Source organism: Stenotrophomonas sp. ESTM1D_MKCIP4_1 (genome assembly GCF_003086895.1).
Taxonomy (GTDB): domain Bacteria; phylum Pseudomonadota; class Gammaproteobacteria; order Xanthomonadales; family Xanthomonadaceae; genus Stenotrophomonas.
In genome coordinates this window covers 1,160,054-1,172,943 of sequence record NZ_CP026004.1, presented here as the reverse complement: position 1 = coordinate 1,172,943, position 12,890 = coordinate 1,160,054, and the positions used below count along the sequence as shown (strand labels likewise).

14 protein-coding genes are annotated in these 12,890 nt (G+C 68.2%); 8 read left to right on the top strand and 6 right to left on the bottom strand.

The window, feature by feature from the left end:
* Nucleotides 1-75 precede the first annotated feature (75 nt).
* Nucleotides 76-1,443 carry an SLC13 family permease gene (locus C1924_RS05515; protein WP_108764391.1) on the top strand — a complete coding sequence of 456 codons (1,368 nt, stop codon included), beginning with the start codon at nucleotides 76-78 and terminating at the stop codon, nucleotides 1,441-1,443.
* A 357-nt stretch (nucleotides 1,444-1,800) separates the two neighbouring features.
* Nucleotides 1,801-2,520 (top strand): GntR family transcriptional regulator, encoded by a 720-nt coding sequence (locus tag C1924_RS05510; protein ID WP_108764390.1) that lies wholly within the window; start codon nucleotides 1,801-1,803, stop codon nucleotides 2,518-2,520.
* 117 nt (nucleotides 2,521-2,637) lie between these two features.
* On the opposite strand, the gene C1924_RS05505 is transcribed toward C1924_RS05510, so the two are convergent.
* Entirely contained in the window at nucleotides 2,638-2,961 is a 324-nt protein-coding gene (locus C1924_RS05505; RefSeq protein WP_108764389.1) for a hypothetical protein, read from the bottom strand.
* A 158-nt stretch (nucleotides 2,962-3,119) separates the two neighbouring features.
* Between C1924_RS05505 and C1924_RS05500 the strand changes: the two genes are divergently transcribed.
* Nucleotides 3,120-4,067: a nucleoside hydrolase gene (locus C1924_RS05500; RefSeq protein WP_108764388.1), complete on the top strand. Its 948-nt coding sequence runs from the start codon at nucleotides 3,120-3,122 to the stop codon at nucleotides 4,065-4,067.
* 4 nt (nucleotides 4,068-4,071) lie between these two features.
* Here C1924_RS05500 and C1924_RS05495 read toward each other — a convergent pair whose 3' ends face one another.
* The 5 genes from C1924_RS05495 to C1924_RS05475 all read right to left on the bottom strand — a co-directional run bounded on the left by C1924_RS05495 (nucleotide 4,072) and on the right by C1924_RS05475 (nucleotide 8,947).
* Nucleotides 4,072-5,331, bottom strand: a complete 1,260-nt coding sequence (locus tag C1924_RS05495; RefSeq protein WP_108764387.1) for an MFS transporter — start codon at nucleotides 5,329-5,331, stop codon at nucleotides 4,072-4,074.
* 167 nt (nucleotides 5,332-5,498) lie between these two features.
* Entirely contained in the window at nucleotides 5,499-6,812 is a 1,314-nt protein-coding gene (locus tag C1924_RS05490) for a HAMP domain-containing sensor histidine kinase (protein ID WP_108764386.1), read from the bottom strand.
* Nucleotides 6,809-7,549: a response regulator gene (locus C1924_RS05485; protein ID WP_108764385.1), complete on the bottom strand. Its 741-nt coding sequence runs from the start codon at nucleotides 7,547-7,549 to the stop codon at nucleotides 6,809-6,811. The genes C1924_RS05490 and C1924_RS05485 overlap by 4 nt, the downstream gene beginning before the upstream one ends.
* A 57-nt stretch (nucleotides 7,550-7,606) precedes the next feature.
* The gene (locus C1924_RS05480) at nucleotides 7,607-8,152 is read right to left on the bottom strand and encodes a redoxin family protein (protein WP_108764384.1); all 546 of its coding nucleotides are present in this window, start codon (nucleotides 8,150-8,152) and stop codon (nucleotides 7,607-7,609) included.
* A 3-nt stretch (nucleotides 8,153-8,155) separates the two neighbouring features.
* A complete protein-coding gene (locus tag C1924_RS05475) occupies nucleotides 8,156-8,947 on the bottom strand; it encodes an alpha/beta hydrolase (protein WP_108764383.1) in 792 nt (263 codons plus the stop codon).
* Between the two features lie 343 nt (nucleotides 8,948-9,290).
* On the opposite strand from C1924_RS05475, the gene C1924_RS05470 reads away from it, so the two are divergent.
* From C1924_RS05470 to C1924_RS05450, 5 genes are all read left to right on the top strand, one after another.
* Entirely contained in the window at nucleotides 9,291-9,935 is a 645-nt protein-coding gene (locus C1924_RS05470; protein ID WP_108764382.1) for a DoxX family protein, read from the top strand.
* Between the two features lie 99 nt (nucleotides 9,936-10,034).
* Nucleotides 10,035-10,511: a hypothetical protein gene (locus tag C1924_RS05465; protein ID WP_108764381.1), complete on the top strand. Its 477-nt coding sequence runs from the start codon at nucleotides 10,035-10,037 to the stop codon at nucleotides 10,509-10,511.
* Between the two features lie 55 nt (nucleotides 10,512-10,566).
* Nucleotides 10,567-11,412: a DUF692 domain-containing protein gene (locus tag C1924_RS05460; protein ID WP_108764380.1), complete on the top strand. Its 846-nt coding sequence runs from the start codon at nucleotides 10,567-10,569 to the stop codon at nucleotides 11,410-11,412.
* Nucleotides 11,405-12,139 (top strand): putative DNA-binding domain-containing protein, encoded by a 735-nt coding sequence (locus tag C1924_RS05455; protein WP_108764379.1) that lies wholly within the window; start codon nucleotides 11,405-11,407, stop codon nucleotides 12,137-12,139. The genes C1924_RS05460 and C1924_RS05455 overlap by 8 nt, the downstream gene beginning before the upstream one ends.
* A gap of 50 nt (nucleotides 12,140-12,189) precedes the next feature.
* Nucleotides 12,190-12,840 (top strand): ferric reductase-like transmembrane domain-containing protein, encoded by a 651-nt coding sequence (locus C1924_RS05450; RefSeq protein ID WP_108764378.1) that lies wholly within the window; start codon nucleotides 12,190-12,192, stop codon nucleotides 12,838-12,840.
* Nucleotides 12,841-12,890: the final 50 nt, after the last annotated feature.

Here is a 12,890-nt window from a genome sequence, read left to right as displayed (position 1 = left end):
CGTTGTACGACGCCTTACCCCGTGATGGCGGGTCACCATCGAAGCTGTACGCGAGTCACGTGTCTGGGAGGGCGCATGAGTCCACAAATCGCAACGATCATCGGCCTGGTGATCATGTTCATCGTCGCCACCGCGATGCCCATCAACATGGGTGCGGTCGCCTTCGCCCTTGCCTTCATCATCGGCGGAGTCTGGGTCGGCATGGGCGGCAAGGAAGTGCTCGCCGGCTTCCCCGGCGACCTGTTCCTGACCCTGGTCGGCATTACCTACCTGTTCGCCATCGCGCAGAAGAACGGCACCATCGATCTGCTGGTGCACTGGGCGGTGAAAGCCGTACGCGGCCACATCGTGGCCATTCCGTGGGTGATGTTCGTGATCACCGCCGTGCTGACTGCCTTCGGGGCGCTGGGCCCGGCCGCCGTGGCCATCATCGGCCCGGTCGCGCTGCGTTTTGCCAAGCAATACAAGATCAACCCGCTGATGATGGGCCTGCTGGTGATCCATGGCGCGCAGGCCGGTGGCTTCTCGCCGATCAGCGTGTACGGCGGCATCACCAATGGCGTGGTGCAGAAGGCCGGCCTGGAAGTGACCGAGATGGCGGTGTTCCTGACCAGCCTCGGCTTCAACTTCATGATGGCGATCATCTGCTTCCTGGCCTTCGGCGGCATCGCGCTGATGCGCCGCGGTTCGATCACCGCCCCCGGCACCGTGGGTGGCGCTGACCTGGCCGTGGCCGCTGGGCCGCAGGCATCGTCGCGGCAGTTCGCCATCGAAGGCCACGGCGCGCTGGTCGCTGCCGGTGGCGGCACGCTGTCGAACGATCCGGCCGCGCTGGATGCGGTGGGCTTCACCCGCGAGCGTCTGTTCACCCTCATCGGCCTGCTGGGCCTGGGCGTGGCGGCACTGATCTACAACCTCAATGTCGGCCTGGTGTCGATCACCGTGGCGGTGGCGCTGGCCCTGCTCTCGCCGCAGAGCCAGAAGGGTGCGGTCGATGGCATCAGCTGGTCGACGGTGCTGCTGATCTGCGGCGTGGTGACCTACATCGGCGTGCTCGAACATGCCGGCGCGGTGGACTTCATCGGCCATGGTGTTTCCAGCATCGGCATCCCACTGCTGGGCGCGCTGCTGGTCTGCTATGTCGGCGGCATCGTGTCTGCGTTTGCTTCGTCGGCCGCGGTGCTGGGCGCGACCATTCCACTGGCGGTACCGTTCCTGATGCAGGGCCATCTGGGCGCTGCCGGAGTGATCTGTGCGCTGGCGGTGTCATCGACCATCGTCGACGTCAGCCCGTTCTCCACCAACGGCGCACTGGTGGTCGCCTCGGCGGCGAAGGAAGAGCGCGAGACGCTGTTCCGCCGCTTCCTGGTCTACAGCGGCCTGGTGGTCGCGTTTGGTCCGCTGCTGGCCTGGCTGGTGTTCGTGGTACCGGGCTGGATGTAAGCGCGAAGGGGCGCCGGAGCTTTCCGGCGCCCTTCGGAACGCGTGGTCGACCGTTGGTCGACTGCTCTTCGCACGAACGATAGCCGGTAGAGTCGACCGTTGGTCGACTGCTCTTCGCGTGAATGCCGGAAAACCCCGCGCTTCGCGCGATAGGCGGTAGAGTCGACCGTTGGTCGACTGCTCTTCGCGTGAATGTCGGAGAAACCCGCGCTTCGCGCGATAGTCGACTGACAGTCGACTCTACCCCCGTCGTTCCACCCCGCCGTCCCACCCCCTTCGTTCCACCCCGTCGTTCTCCGCACCGCTCTTGCCCGCCGCGTTACAGGTTCCACGCAGGGAGGCAGTACACTTTCCACCATGGCCATTGCTCCCGCTCCGCGTTCACCGAAGAAGCGCGCACCTCTTTACGAAGAGGTGGCCGAGCATGTGCGCGAGCGCATCTACGATTACCGGCTGCCGCCGGGCGAATGGATCGATGAGCCGGCGCTGTGCGAGGAACTGGGCATCAGCCGCACGCCGCTGCGCGAGGCGCTGAAGCTGCTGGCTGCCGAAGGCCTGGTGCAGATTGATGCCGGCCGTGGCGCGCGTGTCACCCGGCTCACTCTGGAAGACCTCAACCAGTTGTTCCCGGTGATGGCGATGCTGGAAGGCCGCTGCGCGCACGAGGCGGTCAAGCACATCGACGATGCCGGCGTGCAGCAGCTGGAAGACCTGCATGCAGCGATGGAAACGGCAGCGGCCAACGGCAACATCGCCGAGTACTACCGCAACAACTATCTCATACACGAAACCGTGCAGCACTACGCCGGTAACCCGTGGCTGATCCGCATCACCCACGATCTGCATCGCATCCTGAAGATGCACCGTGGCCGCCAGCTGCTGGCCCCGGGCCGCACGGCGCAGTCGCTGGCCGAGCACCGCGAACTGATGGACTGCTTCCGCCGCCGCGACGCCCAGGCCGCCGAACGCACGATGGAACGGCACCTGCTGAGCCAGGGCCAGGCACTGGCCGCCTACGTGGCCGATGGTGGGTTGTTGAACGTGCCGGCCCCGCTGCCGACCGAAGGCGGCGGCTGACCTGGCTGTCGCCTCGCCGGGGACGGCCCGGCGCTGCCGATGGCCGCGGCCCCGTAGAGTCGAGCTTGCTCGACTGCTTTTCCAGAGCCAGTCGAGCAAGCTCGACTCTACATCGCCTCAATCGCCGCAGCTGCCACCATCGCCGCCACTGTCGCTGCTGCAGTCCGATCCGCCATGGCTGTGGCTGCTGTGGCTGTCACCGGCATACCCACCCGAGGAATCGTAGCTGCCTACGAAGCTTCCCTCACTGCGGCTGACCGACCCGTCGGCGGTGGCGATCGCCATGCACAGGATCGGGCCGACCAACGGCAGCAGCCAGACCAGCAGCAGCTGCACCATCCGCCCTCCCACCGACACGTCGTCGCGCCGCACCACCACATACGTGGCGACCACGTTCAGACCCAGCACCAAGGCAATCAGGACCAGGGTGACAACCAGCATGCCGCAGCTCCTTGCGCAGGGGGTGGCGGCATTATGCCCCCGTCGCGCCCCCCGGTTCGCCCTGCCTGTCATGAAGATGGGACAATGTAGGGCGCGCCGGCCTGGCCCCCAGGGCCCGCCGGCCCCCTTGCACCACACGGAAGAAGAAGAACAACAACATGCTGAAAGTCATTTTCGATACCGACCCGGGCGTCGACGACGCCCTGGCCCTGCTGTACCTGCACAAGCACGCGCAGATCGACCTGGTGGGCGTCACCACCACCTTCGGCAACGCGTCGGTGGAATCGACCACCCACAACGCGCTGTACCTGAAGCAGGCCTGGGGCTTTGCCGCCCCGGTCGCGCGCGGTGCCGCCGGCCCGCTGCAGCCCGAAGCCACCCCGGAAGCCTGGCCGGTGCACATCCATGGCCACAATGGGCTGGGCAACCACCCGGTATCGGCCACGCTGGACGTGGAAGCCGATGCGCGCCCGGCCCACCAGCTGATCATCGACCTGGTCCGCGCCCATCCGGGTGAAGTGACCCTGGTCGCGGTCGGCCGCATGACCAACCTGGCCCTGGCCCTGCAGCACGCCCCGGACATCGCCGGCCTGGTGCGCGGCGTGGTCCTCATGGGCGGCGCCTTCCACGTCAACGGCAACATCACCCCGGCCGCCGAGGCCAACATCTGGGGCGACGCCGAAGCGGCCGACATCGTGTTCACCGCGCAATGGCCGGTCACCGCCATCGGCCTGGACGTCACCACCCGCGTGGAAATGGACCGTGACGGCCTGGACACGCTGGCCGCCATCGGCGGTGCCGACGCCGAACTGGTGCGTGCGCTGTCGCAGGACTACGTGGACTTCTACCTGCAGGCCGGGCACAAGGGCATGGTCGTGCACGACTGCTGCGCCTGCATCGCCCTGACCCGCCCGGAGCTGTTCCAGTTCGAGCGCGCCAGCGTGCGCGTGGCCACCGACGGCGTGGCCCGCGGCATGACCATTCCCAAGCCGGAAGGCCTGGCCTTCGGCCCCAGCGTGTGGGATGGCCACGTGCTGCAGTCGATCGCCATCGGCGTGGATGCTGCGGCGGTGCTGGCCGACATCGAGCAGACCCTGGCCGTCTGATCGCCTAGCGCCTGCCCCTGCCCGGGGTCGTCTCGGGCAGGGTCCACAGCACCGGCAGCACCAGCACCGCCACCAGCGCGATCATCGCGCCCGGCGCCGCCGCCCAGCCGCTGCGTTCCACCCACCATTGCGCCAGCCACGGTGTCGCTCCACCGAACACCGCCGTGGCCATGGTCACCCCTAGTGCCAGCCCGCTCACCCGACCCTCGCCCGGAAACTGCTCGGCCGTGGCCGGTGCGGCCACCGCGCTGACGCCGCCCGCCACGCAGGCCAGTACCACCGCCGCCACCGCAATGCCCAGCGGCGCGGCCTCGGCCATCCAGCCGAACATCGACAACGGCAGCAGTGCCGCCAGTACCGTCAGGCCCAGCAGCAGCGGGCGCCGCCCGAAGCGGTCGGACAGTGCACCGCACACGGGCGTGATCGCAATGACCGCCACTGCGGCAACCGTGGACAACCACAGCGCATCGCCTTCGTCGTGCCCCTGCGCGTGCAGGAAGGCCGGCACGTAGGTGATGCCGACGTAGTATGTGATTGAACCGAGTGCGGAAATCGCGAACGTGCGCGCCACCGCGCCAGGATGGTTGCGCAGCACGTGGCGCAGCGGCGTCGCCGGAATGCTGCCCGCGCGGCGCTGGCGCTCGAACTCTGGCGATTCGTGCATGCCCGAACGCGCGATGAGAATCACCAGTGCCAGCGCGGCACCGACGAAAAATGGAATGCGCCAGCCCCAGCCATCCAGCTGCGCGGGCGTCAGCATCGCCACGGTCACGGCGGAGAGCGCCACCGCCAGCAGCGCGCCCACTTCACTGGCGGCCGACGCCAGCGAAGTGACGAGGCCACGTCGTCGTGCGGGGGCGCTTTCCAACAGATAGGCCACCACGCCGGTGTACTCGCCCCCCACCGAAAACGCCATCACGCAGCGCAGGACCAGCAGCAGCACGCCGGCCGTGGTGCCTGCCGTGGCTGCGGTCGGCAGCAGGGCGGTAGCCAGCATGGCCGCCGCCATCAACGCCATCGAGGCCAGCAGCATCCAGCGCCGGCCGAGACGGTCGCCGAGGTGGCCGAAGCACAGCGCCCCCAGCGGGCGCATCAGGTAGGACACGGCAAACCCGGCCAGGGTGACCAGCATGGCCTGCTCGCCACCGCCGAAGAACACCCGCGACAACACGGTGGCGAAGTACAGGTACAGGGTGAAGTCGTACCACTCCACCACGGTGGACAGGCCCGCCACCCACATCGAGCGCTGCCGCGCCGCGGTCATCTCAGTCATTGCCGCAGGGTGTCACGGGCAGGGTGAGGGCGTGGTTCACCTGTACACGGGTGCCCTTGGGGTCGGATCCCGTTCCCGCAGGAAATGGGCTCTGCCCCCAACAGGCGGTGACGGGGTCAGAGCCCTTTGCCACGGGCAAAGGGATCTGACCCCGCCCGCTACCCCGGCAGCTGCAATACCGCCTGCAATCCACCGCCTTCGCGATTGCGAAGCTGCAGCGAACCACCCAGCGACTGCGCCAGCTGCACGGCGATGGCCAGCCCCAGCCCGGTTCCGCCGGTATCGCGGTTGCGCGAGCCTTCCAACCGGTGGAAGGGCGCCAGTACGGCCTGCAGTTGATCCTCGGGAATGCCCGGGCCACGATCGGAGACGCTGATCCACGGCCTGCCGGCAGCATCACGACCGGCATCGATTTCGGCACTGCCGGCATAGCGCAGCGCGTTGTCCACCAGGTTGCCGACCACCCGCCGCAGCGGCTGCGGCCAGGTCTGCACGGTCAGCCCCGACGGCGCGCCGCCTGAGACCGGCTTGCCCATGTCCTCGTAATCGCCGACCACGCTGGCCAGGAAGGCCGCCAGATCCATCGCCACCGGTACGCCGCTGGCAACGTGGCTGCTGCGCGCATAGGCCACGCCCTCGCGCACCAGCTGGCCGAGGTGATCCAGGTCATCCAGCAGGCGCTGCTGGGTGGCATCCTCAGGCAGCGTCTCCACGCGCAGCTTCATCCGCGTGATCGGGGTCTGCAGGTCATGCGAGATGGCCGCCAGAATCTGCAGACGCTCACTGACATGCCCACGGATACGCGCCTGCAGTGCGTTCAGCGCTGCCGCAGCGGTGCCGACTTCGGCCGGGCCATCTTCCGGCAGCCGCGGTGCGTCTTTACCCGGCTGCAGATGCTCCACCGCGTGCGACAGCTGCTGCAACGGACGCAACGCCAGGCGTACTGCCAGCCACGCGCACAGCAGCAGCACAGCCAGCTGCACCAGCAGCACGGCCGGCAGCCATCGCGCCAGCGGCAGGCCCGATGGCGTGACCTCGATGGTCAACGGCGAACCGTCGTGCAGGCGCAGTTCCACCTCGAACCGTTCTGGCAGGCGCGCCACCTGCCGTGCCTGCAGCGCATAGCGGTGCTCCAGGCTGTCATCGATGATGGCGGTGACCTGGCGCGCACGCTCGGTTTCAAGCGCCGGGCCGGACGCCGCCGGGCGCAGCAGGTAGCGGTAGGTCCGGCGTTCCAGGCGCGGCACCCAGGCCTGGCGCTGGTCGGCCGGCAGGTGTTCCAGCAGCGCCACGCTTACTGCCACGTCTTCGTCCAGGTTGCGCAGCATCATGCTGCGCGTGGCCTGGTAGCGCTCGTAGAACAACAGGCCGAACGACAGCGCGTGGGCCAGGGTCAGCCCGCCCAGCAGCACCAGCAGCAGGCGCGCGGACAAGGTGCGCGGCCACAGCAGGCGGCGCGCGGCGGCGTTCATTCCCCCGGCCCCAGCAGCTGCACCGGCACGCTGAACACATAGCCTTCGCTGCGCACGGTCTTGATGTAGGTCGGTTCGCGCGCATCATCGCCAAGCCGCTGGCGGACACGGCTCACCAGCAGATCGATCGAACGATCGAACAGTTCGGCATCGCGGCCCTGGGTAAGGCTGAGCAGCTGGTCGCGGCTGAGCACGCGGTTGGCATGGTCGAGGAACACCCGCAGCAGGCGGAACTCGGCGCCGCTGAGCGGATAGGCGGTGTCCTGTGCATCGAGCAGGTGGCGCGCGGTGGTATCCAGGCGCCACTCGCCAAACGCCAGCTGGCGGCCGGCCTCGGTCACCTGCAGGTTCGGCGGCAGCATCTGCGTGCGTCGGATCACCGCGTTGATGCGCGCCAGCAGTTCGCGCGAGGAAAACGGCTTGGTCACGTAGTCATCGGCGCCCATCTCCAGGCCGATGATGCGGTCGGTTTCATCATCGCGCGCGGTCAGCAGTACCACCGGCACCGCGCGATGCTTGCCCGCACGCAGGTTGCGGCACAGGCTCAGGCCATCCTCGCCAGGCATCATCACGTCCAGCACCACCAGGTCGACGGCGTGGGTGTCCATCAGCGCGCGCATTGCGCGGCCGCCATCGGCCTGGCTGACACGAAGACCATTGCGCTGCAGGTAGTCGGCCAGCATCTGGCGGATGTCGCTGTCATCGTCGACGACAAGGATGTGCGGTACGTGGTTCATGGCGTTCTCGATGGAGGCGGAGGACAAGGCCGCGCGGCGCGGCCATGGTAGCGCGGCTCAGAGGCTGGCCAGCAGGCGCTGGATCTCGCGTTCGGTACGTGCATAGTCGCCTTCACCGTAATGGCGGTAGACCACCCGGCCCTGCCGGTCGAGCAGGTACAGCGCCGGCCAGAATCGATTGCCCCACGCATTCCAGATGCGGTACTGGTTGTCCTGCACCACCGGCCAGCGGATGTCGAGGCGGTGGATCGCGTGGCGCACGTTGCTCTGCAGCCCTTCATAGGCGAATTCCGGCGTGTGTACGCCGATCACGCGCAGGCCCTTCGCGGCATAACGTGCATGCCACTGGTGCACGTACGGCGCGACGTTGAGGCAGTTGCTGCAGCCGTAGGTCCAGAACTCGACCAGCACCACTTCGCCACGCAGCTGCTCCAGGGTCAGCGGTGGGCTGTTGTGCCACGGCCCGCCGCCGCTGAAGCCCGCGCTGGGGGCGGCTTCGGCCGGCTGCGCACCGGCCTCCGGGCTGGGCCAGGCCAGCAGCAACGCAGCGGCACCCAGCAGGGCCAGCAGCAGCGGTACGGTATAGGCACGCAACGTCGTCATCGGTCAGCCCCCCTGCTCGGCCAGCGGCAGTTCGGCCGGCTTCACCCCGGCAGCTTCGAGGATGCTGTCGGCCACCTGCGCCGGGTGCGAAAGCAGCGATACATGGCTGCTGCCGATCGACTGCAGCTCCGCGCCGATGCGCCGCGCGGTGGCGACCTGCAGCTGCGGCGAGAGCATGCGGTCATCACGGCTGACCACATACCAGCTCGGCTTGCTGCGCCATGCCGCAATGGTCACGGTTTCACCCAGCGCACTCGCCTTCAGCGGCACCTGCGTGCTGTACAGCAGCGTGGCGGTCTTCTTCATCACATCGGGTGCGAAGTCCTGGGCGATGGCATCGGCCGGCAGGGTCAGGTAGCCGTCCTTCTCCTGCAGGCGGGTCAGCCCGGGGCCGACCGGGAAGCCTTCGCCCTGCTGCGCCGAGGACTGGCCGGCATCCGGTGCGAACGCGGCCACGTAGACCAGCGCCTGCACCTTGGGATCGTTGCCGGCTTCGGTGATGACCGTGCCGCCCCAGCTGTGCCCCACCAGCACCACCTTGCCCGGTGCGGCGGCAATCGCGCGGCGGGTGGCCGCCACATCGTCAGCCAGCGAACTCAGCGGGTTCTGCACAGCCACGGCCGGCAGCTTCCAGTCATGCAGGGTGGTGATGACCTTGTTCCAGCTGGAGCCATCGGCGAAGGCGCCGTGCACCAGGATGATGGTGGGCGGCGCGCCGGCATCGGCCTGCGCGGCGAGGGCGGGAGAGGTGGCGCCCAGCGCAAGGGCAGCGGCAAGCAGGGTGGTGCGGATCATGGGTGGCACTCCGGTGTTGGGAGTGACCATTTCCGCCTGCGGGTGTATCGCTGCTGTTTCGGCATGGAGCGGAGTTGTACCGGACTGTAGAGCGGCGGCGCGTTCCTACAGTTGGATACATTCGGCCACCGGCCATGGCACGGCACTGCCGGGTGGACAGGGTTCCCCGCACGTGTGCGCGCGACGGCCGCGGCGGCGCCGACGCGGCCTCTTTGTATCCGACTGTACGAAACCCCTGCCGTGGCCACAGTGGCTGACAAAACCCCGGGCAACGGCACACGTTGCCGATACCTGCGTGGCCCGGAATGGCCTCCATCGACCACTGGCCCGCAGGACACCCCGCATGATCAGCACCGCCGCTACCCACTACACCCCGCGCCTGGACGCCGTTGGCCGCTGGCTTTCGCCGCTGGCCCTGCGTGCCCTGCTGGCCTGGGAATTCTTCGAGTCCGGCCGCGAGAAGCTGGGCGGGCAGAACTGGTTCGCCGATCTGGAAGGCCGCTTCCCGTTCCCGTTCTCCACCCTGCCCGCTTCGCTGAACTGGCAGCTGGCCACGTGGCTGGAACTGGTGGGTGCGGTGATGCTGCTGCTCGGCCTGGCCACGCGTTCGGTGGCCTACATCTTCTGGGTGCTGACCATCGTCGCCATTGCCGCCGTGCACTGGCCCGACCAGTGGAACAGCCTGGACGAACTCTGGCAGGGCTATGCGATCACCGACCAGGGCTATGGCAACTTCAAGCTGCCGCTGCTGTTCCTGGCCATGCTGCTGCCGCTGATCCTCAACGGTGCCGGCACCCTCAGCCTGGACCGTCTGCTGGCCGGCCGGCAACACGCCACGCTCGGCGATGACGGCCTCGGCTGGGGCGTCAGCCTGATCGCCCTGCTGCTGCCCCTTGCCGCGATGCTGCCCGGCATCGGTTTCGGAGGCTCTCTGCTCGGTGGCGCCCTGCTGCTGGCGTACGAGCTGCGCCGTCGCCGCAGCGCCTGATCCACCACGTTCCTCCACACGCTTCCTCCCTTCATTTTCCGCCGCCCCGCGCGGCGTCCATCCCGCACGCCCTGCGTGCACTCCCAAGGAGTCATCACCATGTCCGTTTCGATCAAGAACCCCTCTGCCTCCCGTCTGCCGCGCATCGGCGCCATTGGCATCGCCCTGGCCGGAGGGCTGTTGCTGGCGGGCCAGGCCGCTGCGGTCCAGCCGTTGGCAATCAGTGCTGTGGCCATGAGCGCCGCTGCCGAAGGCAAGTGCGGCGAAGGCAAGTGCGGCGCCAACAAGGCCAGCACCAGCAAGCCCGCCGGCAAGGCCAAGGTGGCCGAAGGCCAGTGCGGTGAAGGCAAGTGTGGCGATGCTTCGTTTGCCCGCACCGACCGCGACCACGACGGCCGGGTCTCGCGTGCCGAGTTCAACGCCGTGGCAGGCGACCGCGCGGCGGAGTTCGATCGCATCGATGCCGACCACGACGGCTTCATCAGCGAACAGGAAGCGCACGACTACCTGCGCAGCGTCTACACCGCCCACGGCAAGCCGATGCCGAAGGGTCTGTTCTCCCGCGTCCACGACTGATTGCCCACCACCGGCGCCGCCCTCGTGGCGGCGCCACGGCCCCGGAGTACCCCGCATGTTCCTGCCCCTGCCCTCTGCCAGCGCCGGTCTTGGCCTGCGCCGCGGACTGATTGACGAGCTGCTGGCAATGCCCGCCGATGCCATCGACTTCCTCGAAGTCTCGCCCGACAACTGGATCGGCGTCGGCGGTGCCCACGGTGCCGCGCTGCGTCAGCTCAGCGAGCGCCACCGCCTGACCTGTCATGGCCTGTCGTTGTCACTGGGTGGGCCGGACCCGCTGGACAGCACCCTGCTGGCACAGACGCGCGCCTTCCTCGACCTGCACCAAGTGCAGCTGTACAGCGAGCACCTGAGCTACTGCGCTGCCGGCGGCCATGTCTATGACCTGTTGCCGCTGCCCTTCACCAGCGAAGCCGTGCACCACGTCGCCGGTCGCATCGCCCAGGTGCAGGACACGCTGGGACGGCGCATCGCGGTGGAGAACATTTCCTATTACGCCGTGCCCGGTGCGGACATGAGCGAGATCGACTTCATCAATGCCGTGCTGGCAGAAGCAGACTGCGACCTGCTGCTGGACGTCAACAACGTCTTCGTCAACGCCTGCAACAACGGCTACAACGCCTTCGATTTCCTCGACCGCGTGCCTGCGCACCGGGTTGCATCGCTGCATGTGGCCGGCCACTTCGACGAAGACGATGGCTTCAAGATCGATACCCATGGCGCGCCGGTAAAGGGCGTGGTCTGGGCGCTGCTGCGCGAGGCCTATGCGCGCATCGGCGTGCGCCCCACCCTGCTGGAACGCGACTTCAATTTCCCACCGCTGGCCGAACTGCTGGCCGAAGTCGCGCAGATCCGCCAGGCCCAGGCCGCGGTGGTACTGCCGGAGCGGGCCCATGGCTGAGTCGCTGGCCACCCTGCAGCAGCGCTGGGCCGACCATGTGCGCGACCCGTCGATGCCCGCCCCTGAAGGCGTCGAGGCACGCCGGCTGGCGGTATACCGTCGCCTGTGCATGGGCAGCCTGGACAGCCTGCTGGCGGGCAGCCTGCCGCGCCTGCGGGAACTGCTGGGCGAAACGCGCTGGCGTGGCCTGGTCGAGCACTTCTACGCGCGGCATGCCTGCCACACCCCGCTGTTCCCGCAGATCGCCAGCGAGTTCGCGGCGTGGCTGGCAGTGCAGGACACGTTCGCGCTGCCCGGCTGGGCGGCGGAGCTGGCGCACTACGAAAGCACGCAGCAGGCGCTGCACATCGAAGCACGTGAGGCCGGGCATCCGTTGCACCCCATGCCTGCGGGCAGCGACGTGCTGGTGCTCTCGCCGCTGGTGCGGGTACTGGGCTACCAGTGGCCGGTGCATGAAGACGCCGGGCTGGACGATGCACCCGCCAGCGAACCCACGCTTCTGCTGCTGCGCCGCGTGGAGGGCTACCACCTGCAGGTCGAGGAACTGGCACCGCTGGCGTATGCGCTGCTGTCGGCCTTTGGCAACGAGGGTGCGCGCATGGATGACGTCCTGCAGGCGCTGGCCGAGGCGCATGGCGTGGCCGCTGATGGACTGCGCGTGGTTGCCGCGCCCGTGCTGGGCGAACTGTATGCGGCCGGCGTGCTGGTGGCGCTGGCCGGCTTCTGAGATTGCCGGCCAGCGGCCGGCACTACCCCTATCTGATTCGAGGTTTGACCATGGCTGTTTCCAACACTTCCTTCCTGCACGGCTGGCGCTTGTTCGTGGCCATCGCCGTGGTGCTGATCGCCTTCGCACTGGCGGCATTCGCGCTGCAACCCGACGTGGCAGAAGGCAGCCGTGCCGCCATCCGGGTGACGGCGCGCACCTCGTTCCTGCTGTTCCTGGCCGCGTTCACCGCATCCTCGTTCGCCAGCCTGCTGCCCGGGCCGACCAGCCGCTTCCTGCTGCGCGAACGCCGGATCATCGGCCTCTCCTTCGCGTTCTCGCACCTGCTGCATGCCATCGCGATCACCGCATTCGGCATCCTCAACGCCGCGTTCTGGCCCGCACGCTCGGCCTTGGCCAATCTGCCCGGCACCATCGGCTATGTCGCCATCCTCGCCCTGGCCATCACCTCGCACCGTGGCATTGCCCGGCGCATGGGCCCCACCGCGTGGCGTCGCCTGCACGTGACCGGCATGTGGATCATCGCGGCGGTGTTCACCTACTCGTACTTCAAGCGCGTGCCGGGCAACTTCTGGTACGCCGTGCCTTCGGCGCTGCTGTTCACCGCCGTCGTGGTGCGCACCATCGCCAAGCGCGCGCAGTCGCTGAAGCGAAGTGTGCATGCACGGGGTCAGAGCCCTTTGCCGGGCAAAGGGATCTGACCCCCAAGGACCGGGGTCGGATCCCATTCCCGCACGGAATGGGCTCTGAC

What these genes read in the sequence shown, in the direction of transcription:
- C1924_RS05485 (WP_108764385.1), bottom strand. Translation starts at nt 7,549, where the DNA reads ATGAACCACGTACCGCACATCCTTGTCGTCGACGATGACAGCGACATC.
- C1924_RS05490 (WP_108764386.1), bottom strand. Translation starts at nt 6,812, where the DNA reads ATGAACGCCGCCGCGCGCCGCCTGCTGTGGCCGCGCACCTTGTCCGCG.
- C1924_RS05455 (WP_108764379.1), top strand. Translation starts at nt 11,405, where the DNA reads ATGGCTGAGTCGCTGGCCACCCTGCAGCAGCGCTGGGCCGACCATGTG.
- C1924_RS05465 (WP_108764381.1), top strand. Translation starts at nt 10,035, where the DNA reads ATGTCCGTTTCGATCAAGAACCCCTCTGCCTCCCGTCTGCCGCGCATC.
- C1924_RS05500 (WP_108764388.1), top strand. Translation starts at nt 3,120, where the DNA reads ATGCTGAAAGTCATTTTCGATACCGACCCGGGCGTCGACGACGCCCTG.
- C1924_RS05495 (WP_108764387.1), bottom strand. Translation starts at nt 5,331, where the DNA reads ATGACCGCGGCGCGGCAGCGCTCGATGTGGGTGGCGGGCCTGTCCACC.
- C1924_RS05505 (WP_108764389.1), bottom strand. Translation starts at nt 2,961, where the DNA reads ATGCTGGTTGTCACCCTGGTCCTGATTGCCTTGGTGCTGGGTCTGAAC.
- C1924_RS05510 (WP_108764390.1), top strand. Translation starts at nt 1,801, where the DNA reads ATGGCCATTGCTCCCGCTCCGCGTTCACCGAAGAAGCGCGCACCTCTT.
- C1924_RS05470 (WP_108764382.1), top strand. Translation starts at nt 9,291, where the DNA reads ATGATCAGCACCGCCGCTACCCACTACACCCCGCGCCTGGACGCCGTT.
- C1924_RS05515 (WP_108764391.1), top strand. Translation starts at nt 76, where the DNA reads ATGAGTCCACAAATCGCAACGATCATCGGCCTGGTGATCATGTTCATC.
- C1924_RS05475 (WP_108764383.1), bottom strand. Translation starts at nt 8,947, where the DNA reads ATGATCCGCACCACCCTGCTTGCCGCTGCCCTTGCGCTGGGCGCCACC.
- C1924_RS05480 (WP_108764384.1), bottom strand. Translation starts at nt 8,152, where the DNA reads ATGACGACGTTGCGTGCCTATACCGTACCGCTGCTGCTGGCCCTGCTG.
- C1924_RS05460 (WP_108764380.1), top strand. Translation starts at nt 10,567, where the DNA reads ATGTTCCTGCCCCTGCCCTCTGCCAGCGCCGGTCTTGGCCTGCGCCGC.
- C1924_RS05450 (WP_108764378.1), top strand. Translation starts at nt 12,190, where the DNA reads ATGGCTGTTTCCAACACTTCCTTCCTGCACGGCTGGCGCTTGTTCGTG.